Genomic DNA, 18,571 nt, shown 5'->3' with positions numbered 1-18,571 from the left:
GTCACGCCATCCGTTTCAGTTTGGGATCGAGCGCGTCGCGCAGCCCGTCGCCGAGCAGGTTGATCGCGAGCACCGAAATCAGGATCGACAGGCCCGGCATCGTGACGATCCACCACGCGTTGTCGATGTAGTCGCGCGCGGACGCGAGCATCGCACCCCACTCGGCAGTGGGCGGCTGCACGCCGAGGCCGAGAAAGCCGAGCGCGGCCGCGTCGAGAATCGCCGACGAGAAGCCGAGCGTCGCCTGCACGATGAGCGGCGCGGTGCAGTTCGGCAGCACCTGCGAGAACATCAGCCGCAGCGTGCCGGCACCGGCCACGCGCGACGCCGTGACGTATTCCTTCTGCAGCTCGCCGAGCGCCGACGCGCGCGTGAGGCGCACATACGCGGGCAGCGCGACGATCGCGATCGCGAACATCGTGTTCGTCAGCCCCGGCCCGATAATCGCGACGACCGCGACCGCGAGCAGCAGCGACGGCAGCGCGAGCAGCACGTCCATGATGCGCATGACCGGCGTGTCGGCCCACCGCTGGAAGAACGCGGCGACGAGCCCAAGCACGATGCCGGGGATCAGCGCGAGCACGACGGACACGAAACCGATCCAGAACGACATCCGCGCGCCGAACATCAGCCGCGAAAGAATGTCGCGGCCTGCTTCGTCGGTGCCGAGAACGAACTGCCAGTTGCCGCCTTCGAGCCACGCGGGCGGAATCTTCACGTAGTCGCGGTATTGCTCGATCGGGCTGTGCGGCGCGATCAGCGGCGCGAGAATCGCGACCGCGATCAGCACGAGCACGACGATGCCGGCACCGACCGCGCCGCGATTGCGCGAGAAGTTGGCCCAGAACTCGCGCAGCGCGAGCGCGCGGCCGCCGGCCGGCGCGGATTCGGTCGGCAGGGTGTTTTGCAGATTGCTCATGGAATTACCTCGTATGGCGGATGCGTGGATTCAGCACGCCGTACAGCAGGTCGACGACCAGGTTCACGACGATCACGAGCGTCGCGATCAGCAGGATGCCGCCCTGGACGACCGGATAGTCACGGCGGCCGATCGCATCGATCAGCCACTTGCCGACGCCGGGCCACGAAAAGAGCGTCTCGGTCAGCACGGCGCCAGCAAGCAGCGTGCCGATCTGCAGGCCGATCACGGTGACGACCGGAATCAGCGCGTTGCGCAGCGCATGCACGACCACGACGCGCACCGGCGACAGCCCCTTTGCGCGCGCGGTGCGGATGTAGTCCTCGCGCAGCACTTCGAGCATCGACGAGCGCGTCATCCGCGCGATCACCGCGAGCGGAATCGTGCCGAGCACGATCGCGGGCAGGATCAGGTGGCTCACCGCCGATTTGAACGAGCCTTCGTCCGGCGCGAGCAGCGCGTCGATCAGCATGAAGCCGGTCGGATGCGGGAAGTCGTACTCGACCGCGATGCGCCCCGACACGGGCGTCCAGCCGAGATACGACGAAAACACCATGATGAGGATCAGCCCCCACCAGAAGATCGGCATCGAATAGCCGGTCAGCGCGGTGCCCATCACGCCGTGATCGATCACGGAGCCGCGGCGCAGCGCGGCGATCACGCCGGCCGGCAGCCCGACGACGAGCGCGAACACGAGCGCGCACAGCGACAGCTCGACGGTGGCCGGAAAGCGCGCGAAGAATTCGCCGGCGACGCTCGTGTTCGTGATGATCGACACGCCGAGGTCGCCGTGCAGCGCGCGGCCGATGTAATGCAGATACTGCACGGGCAGCGGCTGGTCGAGCCCGAGGCGTTTCATTGCCTCCGCGTGCATCGCGGGATCGACACCGCGCTCGCCCATCATCACTTCGATGGGATCGCCCGGTATCAGGTGAATCAGCGCAAACGCGAGGATGGTGATGCCGATGAACGTCGGGATCACCATGCCCACACGGCGCAACACGAATCGGAGCATGATGCGTCTCGTATTTTCTTGTGGGAAATGTGCGACCGGCGACGGGGAGCTCGTGGCCCCCCGCCGCCGGATGAGTTGGCTAGTCTTCTCGACAGCTTACACGGGCCGTATTACTTCATGCCGACACCGTCGAAGCGTGCATAGCCGAGCGGCTCGATGCGCATGTCGACCACGTTCTTGCGCACCGGCTGGTAGACCGTCGAGTTCGCGATCGGCGAGAACGGCAGCTGCTGCGCGAAGATCTGCTGCGCCTGCGTGTAGATCTTCGTGCGCGCGTCCTGGCCGGTCGTCGTGCGGCCCTTCTGGACCAGGTCGTCGAACGGCTTGTAGCACCAGTGCGAGAAGTTGTTGCCCTTGATCGCCTCGCAGCCGAGCAGCGTGCCGAGCCAGTTGTCCGGGTCGCCGTTGTCGCCGGTCCAGCCGATCAGCATCGTGTCCTGCTCGCCGCCGTGCGCGCGCTTGATGTACTCGCCCCATTCGTACGTGACGATCTTCGCCTTCACGCCGATCTTCGCCCAGTCGGCCTGGATCATCTCGGCCATCAGGCGGGCGTTCGGGTTGTACGCACGCTGCACGGGCATCGCCCACAGCGTGATCTCGAAACCGTTCGGGTAGCCGGCCTTCGCGAGCAGCGCCTTCGCCTTCGCGGTGTCGTACGCGGCCATCTTCAGGTTCTTGTCGTACGACCATTGGGTCGGCGGCATCGGTGCGTTCGCCGCCTGGCCCGCACCCTGGTAGACGGATTCGAGAATCGCCTTCTTGTTGATCGCCATGTCGAGCGCCTGACGCACCTCGAGCTTGTCGACCGGCTTGTGCTCGACGTTGTACGCGAGATAGCCGAGGTTGAAGCCCGGCTGCGACGGCATGTCGATGTTCGAATCGGCCTTCAGCGTCGCGATGTCCGCCGGACGCGGATAGCTCATCACCTGGCATTCGTTGCGCTTGATCTTCTGCACGCGCACGCCCGGATCCGGCGTGATCGAGAAGATCAGCTTCGACAGCTTCACCGCGCCCTTCTTCCAGTAGTCAGGATTCCCGTCGAAACGGATCGTCGCGTCCTTCGTGTAGCTGCGGAAGATGAACGGGCCCGTGCCGATCGGCTTCTGGTTGATGTCGGCGGCCTTGCCGGCCTTCAGCAGCTGGTCCGCGTATTCGGCCGACAGGATCGACGCGAATTCCATCGCCATGTTCTGGATGAACGGCGCGTTCGGCTCGGCGAGCGTGAACTTCACGGTGTACGGATCGACCTTCTCGACCTTCGTGATCAGCTTGTCGAGACCCATGTCGGTGAAGTACGGGAACGACACCGGATACGCCTTGCGGAACGGCTGGTTCGGATCGAGCATGCGCTCGAACGTGAACACGACGTCGTCCGCGTTGAACTCGCGCGTCGGCTTGAAGAAGTCGGTCGTGTGGAACTTCACGCCGTGACGCAGGTGGAACGTGTACACCTTGCCGTCGGACGACACGTCCCATTTCTCGGCGAGGCCCGGTTCGACCTTCGTGCCGCCGCGCTCGAATTCGACGAGGCGGTTGTAGACGGTAAAGGTCGCGGCGGTGAAATCGACACCGGTCGTGAATTGCGCGGAATCGAAACCCGCCGGGCTGCCTTCTGAGCAGTAGACGAGCGTTTTGTTCGGGATCTGTGCGAATGCAGAGCCCGCGACGCCGAGCGATGCCGCTGCCACGCCTGCAATGGCGGTAACACGCAGGGTGTGCAACAGACGGTTGTATTCCATGTTTCCTCCAGGTCTCCAGATCGGAACCGGTCCCGCAGGGGCCCGGCGTACGCGGATATTACTTGAGCTAGCGTTTCTGCAACAAGCTGGAGAAAAAACTCTTCTAGACGCGCACGCCGGTTTTTTCGCGAACGAAACGTGCGCACGGAAACCGCTGAAACACGCGCGAACGGCGACTGCGCGCATGCCGCGCGTGTTTCCTTCGCTCACTAAACATCGGGTGCCGCGCACGAATGCGAATGCACGGCGTGCGATATTCCGCATCCGCGCACACGTCGTTGCGTTTTCCGAAACGATGCGGCAGCGTCAGCCCTGCGCGTCGAGATCCGCGCTGCGCGCCGGTACGAATGCGACCGCGACGATCGACAGTGCGAGTCCGGCCATCACGTAATAGGTCGGCGCAAGCGGCGTGCCGGTGACCTTGATCAGCCACGTGACGATGAACTGCCCGAAACCGCCGAACAGCATCACCGCGACGTTGTACGCGATCGACAGCCCGGTCGAGCGCACGTTGGCCGGAAACAGTTCGGCGATCATCGCGCCGAACGGCCCGTAATAGCCGGCGAGCGTCACCGACAGCAAGGCCTGCACCGCGATCAGCCGCCCGATGCTCGGCGCCGCGTCGAGCCACGCGAACAGCGGATACATCAGCACGAACGTCAGCACGAGCGACCACAGCGACAGTCCCTTGCGGCCGATCCGATCCGACCACGCGCCGGCGATCGGCGACAGCACGGTCAGCAGCAGGTTGCCGACGATCACCGCGTAGAACGATTCGGCGTACGACAGCTTCAGCTGCTTCACCGCGAAGGTCGGCAGATAGCTGATCAGCACGTAGATCGTGACGGTCAGCGCGATTACCGAGCCGAGCCCGCACAGCACTTCGCGCGAGTGATGCGCGAACACGTCGCCGAGCGTCGCGCGGCGCGCGCTCTGCTGCGCATGCAGGAACGCTTCCGAATCGGCGAGATGACGACGGATGTAGAAACCGATCGGCCCGATCACGAGCCCGATGATGAACGGCACGCGCCAGCCCCACGCACGCAGCGCGTCGTGCGACAGCCCGCGCGTGACGGCCGCGCCGACGAGCGCGCCGATCAGCAGCGCGGCCGCCTGGCTCGACATCTGCCAGCTGCCGTAGAAGCCGCGTTTCGAAAACGGCGCGGCCTCGATCAGCAGCGCGGTCGCGCTGCCGAACTCGCCGCCCGCGGAGAAGCCCTGCAGCAGCCGGCCGAACACGATCAGCAGCGGGCCGCCGATCCCGATTGCCGCATAAGGCGGCGCGACCGCGAGCAGGAAGATGCCGGCCGTCATCAGCAGGATCACGAGCGACAGCGCGGCCTTGCGGCCCGCGCGATCCGCATAGAGGCCGAGCACGATGCCGCCGATCGGGCGCATGAAGAACGCGACGCCGAATGTCGCGGTGGTCAGCAGCAGCGACGAATATTCGCTGGAGGTTGGAAAGAACAGCTCGGCGATCACGACCACCATGAAGCTGAACACCGTGAAGTCGTACCACTCGAGCGCATTGCCGATCACGGCCGCCACTACCGCGCGCCGGTTCAGCGCACGCTCGGGCTTGACCGTTTTCGTTGAGTTCGCAATCGTCGCCATGCGTGCCTCGTCCTCGTGATTACCGGCTGTCGGGCAGCGCGACGCAGACTGCCGCCGCGCGCGGAATGTGGAGCGAGTGTAGAAAGCAGCGGAACCGTTTTCAAGCAATAAAAACGCCCGCCATCGTTCGATGGCGGGCGTTTGCGGTTTTCGCCACATTGCGGCGTTGCACGATGCCTTTCGCGCGTGCTCGTGCTGGCATCGGCGTGCGCCGCGCGTCAGCCCATCTTCGAGAACGCGCTGCACCAGCCCTTCGCCGCGACCTGCTTGCCGGGGAACGCGCCGCACGGGCCCGATGCCGAACCTTTCTTGCCCTGATACAGCATGCAGCCCGCGCAGTCCTGGCCCGCTGCGTACTTCGGATATTTCGTCTTGTCGACCTTCGTGGCGTCGGCCTTGTAGCCGAGCGCTACCGCGGTCGGATCGGTTTCCGACAGCATCGGCGCATCGGCCAGCGCTTCACGCGACAGCGCCAGCGCGGACACGACGCCGACGCTCGAAATCAGGAAACTCCGACGGGATGTTTTCATGGGGACTCGCTCCAACGTTATCGACTTGAAAGCTGTTCTGCGACAGCCGATCGACAGCATAACCGGCAACGCATCGAGCGTGCGCGCCGAAATGTCGGAGATAAGGAATTTCACACGGCCGACACGCATCGCGCGTCGGCCGCCGCGCGTCAGCCGTACGCCGCCATGTCGGCGACACGCTGCGCGAGTGCGAGCGCCGCGGTCAGGCCGGGCGACTCGATGCCGAACAGGTTCACGAGCCCGCGCACGCCGTGCTGCGCGGCGCCCTGCACGATGAAATCGGCAGGCGGCTCGCCGGGCCCCGCGACCTTCGGCCGGATGCCGGCGTACGCGGGCTGCAGCGCGCCGTCGGGCAGCGCCGGCCAGAACGCGCGAATCGACGCATAGAACGCGTTCGCGCGCGCCGGATCGACGTCGTAGCGCAGCGTATCGATCCACTCGACGTCCGGGCCGAAGCGCGCCTGCCCGGCAAGGTCGAGCGTCAGGTGGACGCCGAGCCCTGCGCGGTCCGGCATCGGATAGACGAGATGCGAGAACGGCGCGCGGCCGGACAGGCCGAAATAGTTGCCGCGCGCGAGATAGAGCGGCGGCACCCAGCGCGGATCGAGGCCGCGCGTGCGGCGCGCGAGCGCCTGCGCGCCGAGGCCGGCGCTGTTGATCACGCACGCGGCGTCGATCTCGGTCGGCGCATCGCCTCCGGTGCGTACGACGAAGCGCCCGCCGCGCAGCACGTCGATCGATTCGACCGGGGATTTCAGCGCGCACACGGCGCCGTCGCGCTGTGCGTCGCCGAGCAGCGCGAGCATCAGCTGATGGCTGTCGACGATCCCGGTCGCCGGCGAGAACAGCGCCTCCACGCATTCGAGCGCGGGCTCGAGCGTCTGCGCCTCGCTGCGCGTGAGCGGCAGCAGGTCGAGCACGCCGTTTTCGGCCGCGCGCGCGGCGATCGCCTTCAACTGCTTGACCTGCGCGGCGCTCGTCGCGACGAGCAGCTTGCCGATGCGCCGGTGCGGCACGTGATGCGTGTCGCAGAATTCGTACAGCAGGTCGCGTCCGCGCACGCACGACGTCGCCTTCAGCGAGCCGCGCGGATAGTAGAGCCCCGCGTGGATCACTTCGCTGTTGCGCGAGCTCGTGCCGGTGCCGATCGCGTCGGCGGCCTCGAGCACCAGCGTTTCGCGCCCGCGCGCGGCCAGTTCGCGCGCAATGGCAAGACCGACGACGCCCGCGCCGATCACCACACAATCCATCTGCTCCATGACCATTCGCGCCGCTCGCGCATCGACGGGGACGCTTCGATTGTACGTCCCGGTTCGCGCGCGCGCCGAACGTCCCGACGCCGCGCGCCGCCGGTTCAGAAGCCGATCGGCCGGCGCTTCGCGCCCTCGTCCGTGCGGATGTCGCGCGGCTCGATCGCGTCGCGGCCGTCGAGCCGCGCGGCACCGAACGCATGCAGCAGCGCGCGGCGCATCGTGCGCGGCGGCGTCTGCGCGAGCACGTCGAGCGCGTCGTCGCCGAGCGTGTCCGGGAAGCGCCGTCCCCACGCATGCGACGAGCGGATCTCGTCGTAGATCGTCTGCGCGATGCGGCGCGCGCCCGCCGCGTCGGGCGGCGCGATCTCGTACACGTTCATCCGGTTGAGCAGCGGCTCCGGAATCGCGTGCGCGTCGTTCGCGGTCGCGATCCAGATCACGTTGCCCGCATCGATCGGCACTTCGGCGAACTCGTCGACGAACGCGCGTGCGGTGTCGTGCTCGAGCAGCGCATACAACGCGCCGAGCGGATCGTATTGCGCATCGCTGCCGGCCTTGTCGATCTCGTCGACCGTGATCACCGGGTTCGCGTAGCTGCCGTTGACGAGCGCGTCGAACACCTTGCCGGGCTTCGCGTTCTTCCATTGCGACGACGCGCCCGACAGGATCCAGCCGGCCGTCAGCGAGCTCATCGGCACGTAGTGATACGCGGTGCCGAGCAGCTGCGCGAGCGCCTTCGCGAAATGCGTCTTGCCGATTCCCGGCGGCCCGAGCAGCAGGATCGGCATCAGTTCGAGACGGTCGTCCGTTTCGAGACACAGCGCGACCTGCTTGCGCACGTCGCCGAGCGGCTCGCCGAAGTTGGGCAGCGCGTCGCCGAGCGCGTCGAACGACGGCATCCGGTTCGGCTTCACGCAAAAGCGCAGATTGCCGGTCTTGAGCATTCGCTCGTAGGTTGCGCGCAGTGCGTCGCTCGCGCTCTCGTTCAAGTCGTTCAGCGCGGTCTCGACCTGCTCGAGGTCGTACACCGTGCTGAACGATGCCACTGCCAGTTCCTGTTTCACCATTGCCGTCGTCATGCGAACCTCGCTTACCGCTTTGCCGTCACACCGTCCATACAACCGTCAGACCCTTACGATTTCAGTGTAGCGAGCCTGCATCGACGCGCAAGCAAGCAGCCGCGCGGGGCTGCTGCTAACAGCGTGCGCTCGCTGCACGCGCGCGCGGCGCGGCGTATCATCGGCAGTTCAATCGCCGCCGTGCGGGCCTCGCCGATACCGGCATGCACCGCGCGGGCGTCCGCCGGTCCCCGTCCCGAAGGTATGCCGATGTCCATCCCCGCCGCTTCCGCGCGCGTCGATGCCGACGCGATCCGCGCCGTCGACGCCGCGCTCACGTCGCGACGCTCGGTGCGCGCGTTCCTGCCGACGCCCGTGCCGCGCGCGACGCTCGAGGCGATCCTCGAAGCCGCGAGCCGCGCGCCGTCCGGCACCAACATCCAGCCCTGGCACGTATACGTCGCGACCGGCGCGACGCGCGATGCGCTCGCCGCCGCGCTGACCGCCGCGTACGACGATCCGGCGCGCGACGAGAAGTACGTGCCCGAGTACGACTACTATCCGCGCGAATGGGTGTCGCCGTACATCGACCGGCGCCGCAAGGTCGGCTGGGATCTGTACGGGCTGTTGAAGATCGGTCGCGGCGAGAAGGCGCGCATGCACGCGCAGCATGCGCGCAACTTCCGCTTCTTCGATGCGCCGGTCGCGCTGTTCTTCACGCTCGACCGCGTGATGACGTACGGCGCATGGCTCGACTGCGGGATGTTCCTGCAGGGCGTGATGACGGCCGCGCGCGCCCGCGGGCTCGATACGTGCCCGCAGGCCGCGTTCGTGCCGTTTCATCGGATCATCGCCGAACATCTCGGCATTCCGGCCAACGAGCAGCTCGTGTGCGGAATGTCGCTCGGCCATGCGGACCCGGACGCGATCGAGAACCGCCTCGTCACCGAACGCGCGCCGGTCGCCGAGTTCGCGCGCTTTTTTGCTTGAAAACGCGTGGCGCGCACCTACCTTTCGGGCAGGACCGGATCGTGCGACGCACGCGTCGCCGCGCGTCCGGTCGCGGCACCGTCGAAAACGACCGGGCGTAAGATAGGCGTCCGTTTTCCGCTACCTCGCGCTTTTCGGAGAAGTTTCATGCTGAAACACGGCCTGGCCGTCCTGCTCGCGAGCGCCGCGCTCGCCGCCCATGCGCAGAGCCCTGCACCGGCCGTCGTCGCGTGGGAAATCCAGGTCGTGCGCGACGCGCAGACGATCGACACATTCCAGCAGCGCACGACCGTGGGCCAGACGCGCACCGATACTCACCGCTATCCGTCCGCCGTGCCGGTCGGCTGCGGCAATGCCGCCCGCGTCGTGCCGACCGAGCGTTCGCGCTCGATCACGGTCGCGCCGCTGTCGGTCGACGAAAACGCGAACACCGTCACGCTCGCGCTCGACGTGCAGGAAACGCTCGACGACGAAGGCGCGACGCGCAGCGATCCGTGCGTGCCCGCGTCGCCGCGGCAGATCGTCGCGAGCCATCCGGGGCTGGCGGTCGGCAGCGATGCGTGGACCGACTGGACGCTCGTCGAACAGCATCCGCACCTCGTGTACCGCGTGCGTGCGCACGTCGCGAAGGACTGAGCGCCATGTCCGCCGACGCATTGTCTTTGCCGTTCGCCGAACCGCAGGCCGCGCCCGACGAGATCACGGCGGTCAGCTGGAACCTGCACAAGGGCCGCTCGCCGCTCGGCTTCACCGCGTGGAACGCGATGCGCAACTGGATGCAGTCGACGCACGCGGACGTGTATTTTCTGCAGGAAGCGATGGCGCGCCGGATGCCGCGTCCCGTGCTCGCACCGGGCTTCGGCGCACCGATGGACGACGCGTACGACGACGTCTGGCACTGCCAGGCGACCGAAATCGCGCGCGCGCTCGACTGGCAGATCGCGCTCGGGCCGAACGTGTTCAAGCCGTCGTGGCGACACGGCAACGCGATCCTGTCGCCGCACCCGCTCGACCTCGGCGGCCGCTGGGACATCTCCGCGCACCGTTTCGAGCGGCGCGGGCTGCTCGTCGCACGCGCGACGCTCGCCGGCGCGCGGCCGGTCACGCTGCTGTGCGCCCATCTCGCGCTCACGCGCGCCGCGCGGCTGCGCCAGATGAACTGGATCGCACACTGGATCGAGCGCAACGCGAGCGACGGCCCGCTCGTGCTCGCCGGCGACTTCAACGACTGGCGCAACGATTCGGTCGCGCTGTTCGCCGAAATCGGGCTGTCCGAGGTCGCGACGCTGCTCGGCGAGTCCGGCCGCACGTTTCCCGCGTTCTCGCCGGCGCTCGCGCTCGACAAGATGTTCGTGCGCGGGCTGACGCCGCTCGAGTGGCAGGCGCCGTCCGGCGAAACCGCGTGGCTGTCCGATCATCTGCCGTACATCGCTCGCCTGCGCCTCGATCCGCAGTGAGCGGCAGCGCGTGTGCGATGCCGGACGCGCACAAGATCCACTGAAAAGAATCTGTAAGGCGCCGTTGCGCCAAATCCGCGCAGCCGCCTGGGTCAAGCGCGCGAACGGCGCAAGCAGGGTAAAATAGCGAGTTCCTCAAACGTCTGTCATCGAGAGGCGCGTGTCCGGCGCGCCGGCCGGCCGATCCCGGATCGGGCCGACGCACTCGGTTTTTTTGCCCGTTTTTGGGCCCGTTACACGCGTCCGCTACGCGCGTCCGTTTTCAAAGCCATGAGCAAATTCGACACCGCCACCGTCCAATCCGTCCACCACTGGACCGACACGCTTTTCAGCTTCACCTGCACCCGTGAGCCGAGCCTGCGCTTCAACAACGGCGAATTCACGATGGTCGGCCTCGAGGTCGACGGCAAGCCGCTCACGCGCGCGTATTCGATCGTGAGCCCGAACTACGAAGAGCATCTCGAATTCTTCAGCATCAAGGTGCAGGACGGCCCGCTGACGTCGCGCCTGCAGCATTTGAAGGTCGGCGACAAGGTGCTGATCGGCAAGAAGCCGACCGGCACGCTGGTCGTCGACAACCTGCTGCCGGGCAAGACGCTGTGGCTGCTGTCGACGGGCACGGGCCTCGCGCCGTTCATGTCGATCATCCGCGATCCGGAGATCTACGACCGCTTCGACAAGGTCGTCCTCACGCACACGTGCCGCCTGAAGGGCGAGCTCGCGTACATGGACTACATCAAGCACGACCTGCCGGGCCACGAGTACCTGGGCGACATCATCAAGGAAAAGCTCGTCTATTACCCGACCGTCACGCGCGAAGCGTTCGACAACGAGGGCCGGATCACCGACCTGATCGCGTCGGGCAAGCTGTTCACGGATCTCGGCGTCGCGCCGTTCTCGCCGGAAAACGATCGCGTGATGCTGTGCGGCAGCACCGCAATGCTGAAGGACACGACTGCGCTGCTGAAGGAAGCCGGCCTCGTCGAAGGCAAGAACAGCGCGCCGGGCCACTACGTGATCGAGCGCGCGTTCGTCGACTGATCCGTCACCGATTTGCGGGTCATCAAGAACCGGAGCGAAAGCTCCGGTTTTTTTTCGTCCGGACTTGGCGAATTCGTAACAAGCTGCGACCATTCCGACTCAAATCGTTACATTTGGATACGTCCGATCCGCGTGCTTCGATGTCGGTGTTTGTCCTACATCGGGCTCAACCGGATTATGCACATTTACCCTTAAATGGCCGCCCGACATGATCTTTTCCAAATTTTTGAGATATGATTCGGCCCGCGCGGTTGCCGTTCGGAAGTGTGCCGAAGGGTCGGAAGCATACGTTACAAGATGTAACTTTTGTTACCTCGGCGACGAGTGTTTCTCTGGCGGCGACCGTCATCGGCACGGCGTCCGCTCCACGCGACCGGCCGGTGTCTGAACCGCTTTCTGACAGCAGGGAGAGTCATGGATACGTCGCTCAACGCGCCCGCGGGCGCCCACGCCCCGTTCCCGTCGCGGCAGCTCGTACACGGCTGCGCCGCTACTCCGCCCATTGCCGGAACGCTGCCCAAACGCGACGCGTCCGCCGCACGAATCGCCGCGCTGTCGGCCCAACTGCTCGCGGCCGACGAAGCGGCGCGCCGCCATCTCGCCGGCGAACTGCATGACGGGCTCGGCGCCGAACTCACCGCCGCGCGTTTCGCGCTCGCCAACCTGCAAACCTGGCTGCCGGCCGATGCGCCGGACGGCTGCGTGCGTGCGCTCGAGCTCGCGCAGCGTGCGCTGGATGCGGCGACCGACGCCAATCGCCGGCTGATCGAAGAACGCGGCACGCCGGCGCTCGATGCGGGCGTCGTCGGCGCGTTGTCGTCGTGGATCGACGGCCACGCGGCGCGCACCGGCCTGCGCACCCGTTTCACGTGCATCGCCGACGCGCGCGTCGCGAAGATCGCCGACGCGGGCGCGCTGGCGATCTTCCGTGTCGCGCAGGAAGCGCTGTCGAACGTCGCGAAGCACGCGCGCGCCACGTCCGTCGACGTACGGATCGATTCCGACGGCACGCATCTGTCCCTGATCGTCGCCGACGATGGGACCGGTTTCCCCCGCAGCCGGCGCGCCGGCTACGGGCTCGCCGGCATGCGCGCGCGCTGCGAAGCGTTCGGCGGCAGCTTCGACGCGACCGCGACGGAAACCGGCCGCGGCACGCGCGTCACCGCGCGCTTCGCGTGGGCTTCGCTGCTCGCCGCGCCGGTCGCGGCGCGCCGCATGTCGCTTTCGTGAGGTCGCGATGAGCCTGAACATCCTGCTCGTGGACGACCACGCGATCGTCCGGCAAGGGATCCGTCAGCTGCTGGTCGACCGCGGCGTCGCGCGGGAAGTGACCGAGGCCGAGAACGGCGGCGATGCGATGGCCGCCGTCGACCGGCAGGAATACGACGTGATCCTGCTCGACATCTCGCTGCCCGACACGAACGGCATCGAAGTGCTCAAGCGCATCAAGCGCAAGCTGCCGCGCACGCCGGTGCTGATGTTCTCGATGTATCGCGAGGACCAGTACGCGGTGCGCGCGCTGAAGGCCGGCGCGGCCGGCTACCTGTCGAAGACGGTGAACGCCGCGCAGATGATCGGCGCGATCCAGCAGGTCGCCGCCGGACGCAAGTACGTGAGCCCCGCGATGGCCGAGGCGCTCGCCGAATACGTGTCGTTCGAGAACGAGCCGCTGCCGCACGAGAAGCTGTCCGACCGCGAATACCAGACGCTTTGCATGCTCGCATCGGGCAAGCGGCTCACCGACATCGCGAACACGCTGTCGCTGTCGGTGAAGACGGTCAGCGTGTACCGGTCGCGGCTGCTCGAGAAGATGCGGCTGTCGAACAACGCGGAACTAACGTTCTACGTGATGAGCAACCGGCTCGTCGACATGGCGCCTGCATCGGGCGCGTGACCGGGACGGGACGGTTTGCGCGGTCGGCATGGGCGTGGCCGCTCCGTGGCCGCGCGCCGCCTTACGCCTGTCGCCTGTCCGGCAAGCGCAAGCGCTTGTTTTCCCGGGCGATTCGCCGGCGCGCCGCCGCACCGCAGCGGGTCTTTCGCGTCAAATCGGCTAAAATTGCGGGTTTTCACTCAATCAGCGCCCACGCGCTTGCGCGCGCCGGCGGTCCATCCGCAATGTCTCTCTTCCGCAAGAAAAACGTCGACCGCATGATCGCCGGCGCGCACGCCGCCGGCCTCAAGAAGGCGCTCGGCGCGATCGACCTCACGTTCCTCGGCATCGGCGCGATCATCGGCACCGGCATCTTCGTGCTGACCGGCACCGGCGCCGTGGAGGCCGGCCCCGCGCTGATGCTGTCGTTCGTGATCGCCGCGATCGCGTGCGGCCTCGCCGCGCTGTCGTATGCCGAGTTCGCGTCGACGATTCCCGTCGCCGGCTCGATCTACACGTATTCGTACGCGACGCTCGGCGAACTCGTCGCGTGGATCATCGGCTGGGACCTGATGCTCGAGTACGGACTCGCGGCGTCGGCCGTGTCGGTCGGCTGGTCGGGCTACCTGCAGTCGCTGCTGCAAGGCTTCGGGCTCACGCTGCCGACCGTGCTGACGGCCGCGCCCGGCGCGTTGCCGGGCGTCGTCACGTGGTTCAACCTGCCCGCGTTCCTCGTGATGATCGTGATCACGACGCTGCTGTCGATCGGCATCCGCGAGTCGACCCGGATCAACAACATCATGGTGTTCATCAAGGTGTCGGTCGTGCTGCTCGTGATCGCGGTCGGCCTGTTCCACGTGACGCCCGCGAACTGGAAGCCGTTCATGCCGCACGGCTGGAACGGCGTGTTCGGCGCGGCCGCCGTGATGTTCTTCGCGTTCATCGGCTTCGACGCGGTATCGTCGGCCGCCGAGGAAGTGAAGAATCCGAAGCGCGACCTGCCGATCGGCATCATCGCGTCGCTCGCGGTGTGCGCGGTGCTGTACGTGACCGTCGCGGCAGTCGCGACCGGCATCGTGCCGTCCGCGCAGTACGCGAACATCTCGCACCCGATCTCCTACGCGCTGCAGGTCGCCGGGCAGACGTGGGTCGCCGGCTTCATCGACCTCGGCGCGGTGCTCGGCATGCTGACCGTGATCCTGGTGATGAGCTACGGCCAGACGCGGATCATCTTCGCGATGTCGCGCGACGGGCTGCTGCCCGCGACGCTGTCGCGCGTGCACCCGCGCTTCGCGACGCCGTTCCTGACGACCTGGCTCGTCGGCCTGTTCTTCGGGCTGATCGCCGCGCTCGTGCCGCTGAACGTGCTCGCGGAGCTGATCAACATCGGCACGCTCGCCGCGTTCTCGATGGTGTCGATCGCCGTGCTCGTGCTGCGCCGCACGCATCCGGAACTGCCGCGCGCGTTTCGCTGCCCGGGCGTGCCCGTCGTGCCGATCCTCGCAGTCGCATCGTGCCTGTTCCTGATGGTGAACCTGCAGCCGGTCACGTGGGCCGCGTTCGGCATCTGGCTCGTGATCGGTCTGGCGATCTACTTCCTGTACTCGCGGCATCACTCGAAGCTCGCACACGGTCAGCGCGACACGCACTGACCGGCCGCGGCGCACCCGCGCCGCGCCACGCTCCCGCACAGCGCCGGTCAGGCGCTGTGCGGCACGCTCCTCCCGCCGAATCGCCGCGGCCGCTTTTACCCCGCCGCGCCGCCGCCCCGCTCCGCTGCGCGCGATCGCTGCCCGATCGTCGCGATGTCTTGCCCAATCCTCCGGAATTGCGTACCCGGACCGCCGCGCTGACTGCACGCGCGCGGCGCGCGGTTCATAATCGCGCCATCGGACCGCGGCCCGATCGCCGCGGTCGCCCGGCAACAGGAAACGGATGATGGAAAGCGTCGATCTCGATGTATTGAAAACCAGCGCGCGCTGGCTCGACGAAGGGCGTCGCGTGCTGCTCGTGACGGTCGTGAAGACGTGGGGCTCGTCGCCGCGCCCCGAAGGCGCGATGCTCGCGGTGCGCGACGACGGACTCGTCGTCGGCTCCGTGTCGGGCGGCTGCATCGAGGACGACCTGATCGCCCGCGTGCACGCGAGCGGGATCGCGGCCGACGCGCGGCCCGAAGCGGTCAAGTACGGCGTGACGGCCGAGGAAGCGCACCGTTTCGGGCTGCCGTGCGGCGGCACGATCCAGCTCGTGCTCGAACCGCTCACGCGCGACAGCGGAATCGCCGCGCTCTGCACGGAAATCGAAGCGGGCCGGCTCGTCACGCGGACGATGACGCTTGCGACGGGCCGCGCCGTGCTGTCGCCCGCACACGCGACGGACGGGCTCGCGTTCGACGGCGAACGGCTCGTGACGATCCACGGGCCACGCTACCGGATGCTCGTGATCGGCGCAGGACAGTTGTCGCGCTACCTGTGCCAGATCGCGGTCGGGCTCGACTATCAGGTGACGGTGTGCGATCCGCGCGAAGAATACACGGATGCGTGGGACGTGCCGGGTACACGCGTCGTGCATTCGATGCCCGACGACACGGTGCTCGACATGAAGCTGGACGCGCGTTGCGCGGTGATCGCGCTCACGCACGATCCGAAGCTCGACGATCTCGCGCTGATGGAGGCGCTGAAGACGCCCGCGTTCTACGTCGGCGCGCTCGGCTCGCGGCGCAACAACGCGGCGCGCCGCGAGCGGCTGCGCGAATTCGACCTGACCGACGCGGAGCTCGCGCGGCTGCACGGGCCGGCCGGCATCTACATCGGCAGCCGCACGCCGCCGGAAATCGCGATCTCGATCCTCGCCGAGGTGACGGCCGCGAAGAACAACGTGTCGCTGCCGACGATCCTGCAAGTCGAAGGCGCGAAGGCCGCACGGGAGATCGCCGCGCACAGCGGCGCGGCCTGCGGCCTGTGAGCCGCGCCGGCGGCGAGCTGCGCCGCTCGTTCGCCAGGTAGCGCGGGCTGACGCGAGATCAAGCGAGGCCCGCGGCCAGCGCAGCGGCCACCGAGCCGACCACCAGCACGACGCCCACCGTGCGGCGCTTGTTCAGCTCGGTCCACAGCAGCACGCCGGTCAGCGACAGCAGGATCAGCGAGCCGGCGATCGTATCCATCAGCAGTATCCAGCCGATGCTCATCCCGACGCCGCGATGCAGGCTGTTCAGCGTCGCGAGGAACGTGTTGCCGGTGCGCTTCACCGACACGTAGCCGTTGCCGACCCAGTACTCGGCCTGCAGGCTCTGATGCGGCCCGAAAATGCCGATCTGCCAGTGCTCGGGCTGCATCACGCGCTTGTCGCCCCACGCGACCGGCTGCGCCGGCTCCTTGCGCACGCGGCCGGGCCGGCCGTCGAAGTGCAGCTCGCGCTGCAGCCATGCCGTCATCGCGGCGGGTGTCTTCGGCGCCGGGGCGGGCAGCGCGATCTGCATCTGCTCGACCTGCGGCTCGCCGGTCGAAATCTTCAGCGGCGGCGCGCGATGGTTGAGCAGCACGCCGGTCACGCCGAACAGCAGCCCGAGCACCGCGCCCCACAGGCCGACCCAGCCGTGCACCTTGCGCAGCCACTTGATGAAGGTCGCACGGCGCGAACGCTGGCGGCGGGCGCCGAGTTCGGCTTCGGTCAGCGGACGTGCGGCCGGGCGCAGCACGGTGACAGCCGCTCGGGGTGCGTCGATCGTTTCGGGCGCGTTCACGCGAAAGCTTCCATTCGTTCAAAACAACGGGCGGCGCGCGGAAATCGCGCGCCGCCCGGGCAGCATGAAAATGAGAATGGATATCATTACATAAATCGGACCGGCGCTCAATTGCAGCCGATATTCGGCGAAAGCGCGCCGATGCGCGGAACGCGGACGAACGACACGGGTTTGCTACCGGTCACGAAGATCGGTGAAGCGGCATCGTCGTCGCAGTCGCCCGGCGTACCGTCGAACCGCCGGCCCCGCTTCGAACGCCGGCTCGGACAACGAGCGCGCGGCCCGATCTTCGATCGGCGAACGCTTCTTGCCATCGCAAGCAGATAAAAGACCGCGACGACGCACCGTCCGCGCAATCACGACGCACGCCGCTCATCGCAGCGGCGGCAGCGGAAAGCGCGGCGCGGCGTCGTCCGCGCCGGGCTCCGCGCGGTCCAGCGCATACAGCCACGCGAGGAGGTCCGCGACGGCCTGGTACAGCTGCGGCGGGATGCGATCGTCGAGGTCGACCTGCATCAGCAGCGACACCATCTCCGGCGCGGTATGCACGTACAGCCCCGCGTCGCGCGCGCGGGCGACGATCATCTCCGCAAGCAGCCCATAGCCTTTCGCGACCACGCGCGGCGCCGCATCGCCGCCGTGCGGATCGTAGACGAGCGCGGCCGCGCGCTTACGCGACGTCGCGCTCATTGCGGCGCCTCGTCGTCGGCGCCCGGCGCGCGCGGTCGCGCGACGTCGCCGGCCGCGCTACGTGCGTAGGCGGCCGCGGCGGCCTGCGTCGCGAACAGGTCGAAGCCGTCGGGGCCGTCGTCGACCGCCCGGATCGACAGCCCGCCGACCCGCAGCCCGGAGCCCTCGAGCCGCTGCCGCAGCGCGGTCTCGTGCCGCGCGAGGCGGCCGGCACCCGCGTGGCTCGCCCGCAGCCGCGCGACGAGCTGCGTGCCGTTCAGCACCAGTTCCGCGTCGACCGTGCCGAGCGACGGCAGCGTCAGCGTGAGGCGCGTGCGCCATGCGATGCCGTCGCCCGCGTCGTCCGCACCGCGCGATGCGCGACCGCCGTGATCGTCGGGCTCGATCGTCCAGTCGAGCCGCGCGCCGGGCCACGCTTCGCCGGTCCAGCGGAACTGGTCGGTCGCGAGCACGTCGAGCTGCTGCCGCACGATCGGCACGGCGGCCGGATGCACGGCGGCCTGCGACTGAGCCTGCGCCTGCGAATCGGCCGACGCGGCGGTCGGGTCGGCGCGCGCGGGCGTCCAGCGCGCGGCGGCGCGCTCGCCGAGCAGATCGAGCGTATCGGCTGCGCCCGACGGCAGCGCCGCCTGCCGTGCGCCGGCCGGAAC

General features: G+C 67.8%; 18 protein-coding genes. 8 read left to right on the top strand and 10 right to left on the bottom strand.

Annotation, left to right across the window (positions count from 1 at the left end):
- Nucleotide 1: 1 nt before the first annotated feature.
- From BUB20358_RS14175 to BUB20358_RS14145, 7 genes are all read right to left on the bottom strand, one after another.
- Nucleotides 2-919: an ABC transporter permease subunit gene (locus tag BUB20358_RS14175; protein WP_006763157.1), complete on the bottom strand. Its 918-nt coding sequence runs from the start codon at nt 917-919 to the stop codon at nt 2-4.
- A 4-nt stretch (nt 920-923) separates the two neighbouring features.
- Nucleotides 924-1,934, bottom strand: a complete 1,011-nt coding sequence (locus tag BUB20358_RS14170) for an ABC transporter permease subunit (RefSeq protein ID WP_006763156.1) — start codon at nt 1,932-1,934, stop codon at nt 924-926.
- 110 nt (nt 1,935-2,044) lie between these two features.
- Nucleotides 2,045-3,673, bottom strand: a complete 1,629-nt coding sequence (locus tag BUB20358_RS14165; protein ID WP_006763155.1) for an ABC transporter substrate-binding protein — start codon at nt 3,671-3,673, stop codon at nt 2,045-2,047.
- A gap of 306 nt (nt 3,674-3,979) precedes the next feature.
- Nucleotides 3,980-5,287, bottom strand: a complete 1,308-nt coding sequence (locus tag BUB20358_RS14160) for an MFS transporter (protein WP_035971578.1) — start codon at nt 5,285-5,287, stop codon at nt 3,980-3,982.
- A gap of 218 nt (nt 5,288-5,505) precedes the next feature.
- Nucleotides 5,506-5,817 carry a high-potential iron-sulfur protein gene (locus tag BUB20358_RS14155; protein WP_006763153.1) on the bottom strand — a complete coding sequence of 104 codons (312 nt, stop codon included), beginning with the start codon at nt 5,815-5,817 and terminating at the stop codon, nt 5,506-5,508.
- A gap of 149 nt (nt 5,818-5,966) precedes the next feature.
- Entirely contained in the window at nt 5,967-7,076 is a 1,110-nt protein-coding gene (locus tag BUB20358_RS14150; protein WP_006763152.1) for an NAD(P)/FAD-dependent oxidoreductase, read from the bottom strand.
- A gap of 95 nt (nt 7,077-7,171) precedes the next feature.
- Nucleotides 7,172-8,149: an AAA family ATPase gene (locus BUB20358_RS14145; RefSeq protein ID WP_006763151.1), complete on the bottom strand. Its 978-nt coding sequence runs from the start codon at nt 8,147-8,149 to the stop codon at nt 7,172-7,174.
- 249 nt (nt 8,150-8,398) lie between these two features.
- Between BUB20358_RS14145 and BUB20358_RS14140 the strand changes: the two genes are divergently transcribed.
- The 8 genes from BUB20358_RS14140 to BUB20358_RS14105 all read left to right on the top strand — a co-directional run bounded on the left by BUB20358_RS14140 (nt 8,399) and on the right by BUB20358_RS14105 (nt 16,453).
- Nucleotides 8,399-9,118: a nitroreductase gene (locus BUB20358_RS14140; RefSeq protein ID WP_035973241.1), complete on the top strand. Its 720-nt coding sequence runs from the start codon at nt 8,399-8,401 to the stop codon at nt 9,116-9,118.
- Nucleotides 9,119-9,265: 147 nt separating this feature from the next.
- On the top strand, nt 9,266-9,754 hold the full coding sequence (locus BUB20358_RS14135; protein WP_035971575.1) for a hypothetical protein: 489 nt from the start codon (nt 9,266-9,268) through the stop codon (nt 9,752-9,754).
- A gap of 5 nt (nt 9,755-9,759) precedes the next feature.
- Complete coding sequence (locus tag BUB20358_RS14130; protein ID WP_006763148.1) at nt 9,760-10,575, top strand: endonuclease/exonuclease/phosphatase family protein; 816 nt, start codon at nt 9,760-9,762, stop codon at nt 10,573-10,575.
- Between the two features lie 270 nt (nt 10,576-10,845).
- A complete protein-coding gene (locus BUB20358_RS14125; protein WP_006763147.1) occupies nt 10,846-11,616 on the top strand; it encodes a ferredoxin--NADP reductase in 771 nt (256 codons plus the stop codon).
- A gap of 414 nt (nt 11,617-12,030) precedes the next feature.
- Complete coding sequence (rqpS, locus tag BUB20358_RS14120) at nt 12,031-12,846, top strand: quorum system sensor histidine kinase RqpS (RefSeq protein ID WP_006763146.1); 816 nt, start codon at nt 12,031-12,033, stop codon at nt 12,844-12,846.
- Nucleotides 12,847-12,853: 7 nt separating this feature from the next.
- Nucleotides 12,854-13,510: a response regulator transcription factor RqpR gene (gene rqpR, locus BUB20358_RS14115; RefSeq protein ID WP_006763145.1), complete on the top strand. Its 657-nt coding sequence runs from the start codon at nt 12,854-12,856 to the stop codon at nt 13,508-13,510.
- A 224-nt stretch (nt 13,511-13,734) separates the two neighbouring features.
- The gene (gene bcaP, locus BUB20358_RS14110; protein ID WP_035971574.1) at nt 13,735-15,141 is read left to right on the top strand and encodes a branched-chain amino acid transporter BcaP; all 1,407 of its coding nucleotides are present in this window, start codon (nt 13,735-13,737) and stop codon (nt 15,139-15,141) included.
- Between the two features lie 286 nt (nt 15,142-15,427).
- The gene (locus BUB20358_RS14105; RefSeq protein WP_035971572.1) at nt 15,428-16,453 is read left to right on the top strand and encodes an XdhC family protein; all 1,026 of its coding nucleotides are present in this window, start codon (nt 15,428-15,430) and stop codon (nt 16,451-16,453) included.
- A gap of 58 nt (nt 16,454-16,511) precedes the next feature.
- Here BUB20358_RS14105 and BUB20358_RS14100 read toward each other — a convergent pair whose 3' ends face one another.
- The 3 genes from BUB20358_RS14100 to fliK form a co-directional block, all read right to left on the bottom strand.
- Nucleotides 16,512-17,231 (bottom strand): PepSY-associated TM helix domain-containing protein, encoded by a 720-nt coding sequence (locus BUB20358_RS14100; RefSeq protein ID WP_006763142.1) that lies wholly within the window; start codon nt 17,229-17,231, stop codon nt 16,512-16,514.
- Nucleotides 17,232-17,603: 372 nt separating this feature from the next.
- Entirely contained in the window at nt 17,604-17,921 is a 318-nt protein-coding gene (locus tag BUB20358_RS14095) for an EscU/YscU/HrcU family type III secretion system export apparatus switch protein (RefSeq protein WP_035971568.1), read from the bottom strand.
- A partial coding sequence (fliK, locus tag BUB20358_RS14090; RefSeq protein ID WP_174905079.1) for a flagellar hook-length control protein FliK occupies nt 17,918-18,571 on the bottom strand: 654 nt, incomplete at its 5' end. The genes BUB20358_RS14095 and fliK, both read right to left, overlap by 4 nt.

This window comes from Burkholderia dolosa (genome assembly GCF_902499135.1).
GTDB classification, from domain to species: Bacteria; Pseudomonadota; Gammaproteobacteria; order Burkholderiales; family Burkholderiaceae; genus Burkholderia; species Burkholderia dolosa.
Note: the sequence above shows the minus strand (reverse complement) of the source record. Positions and strands in the feature narration are given on the sequence as shown.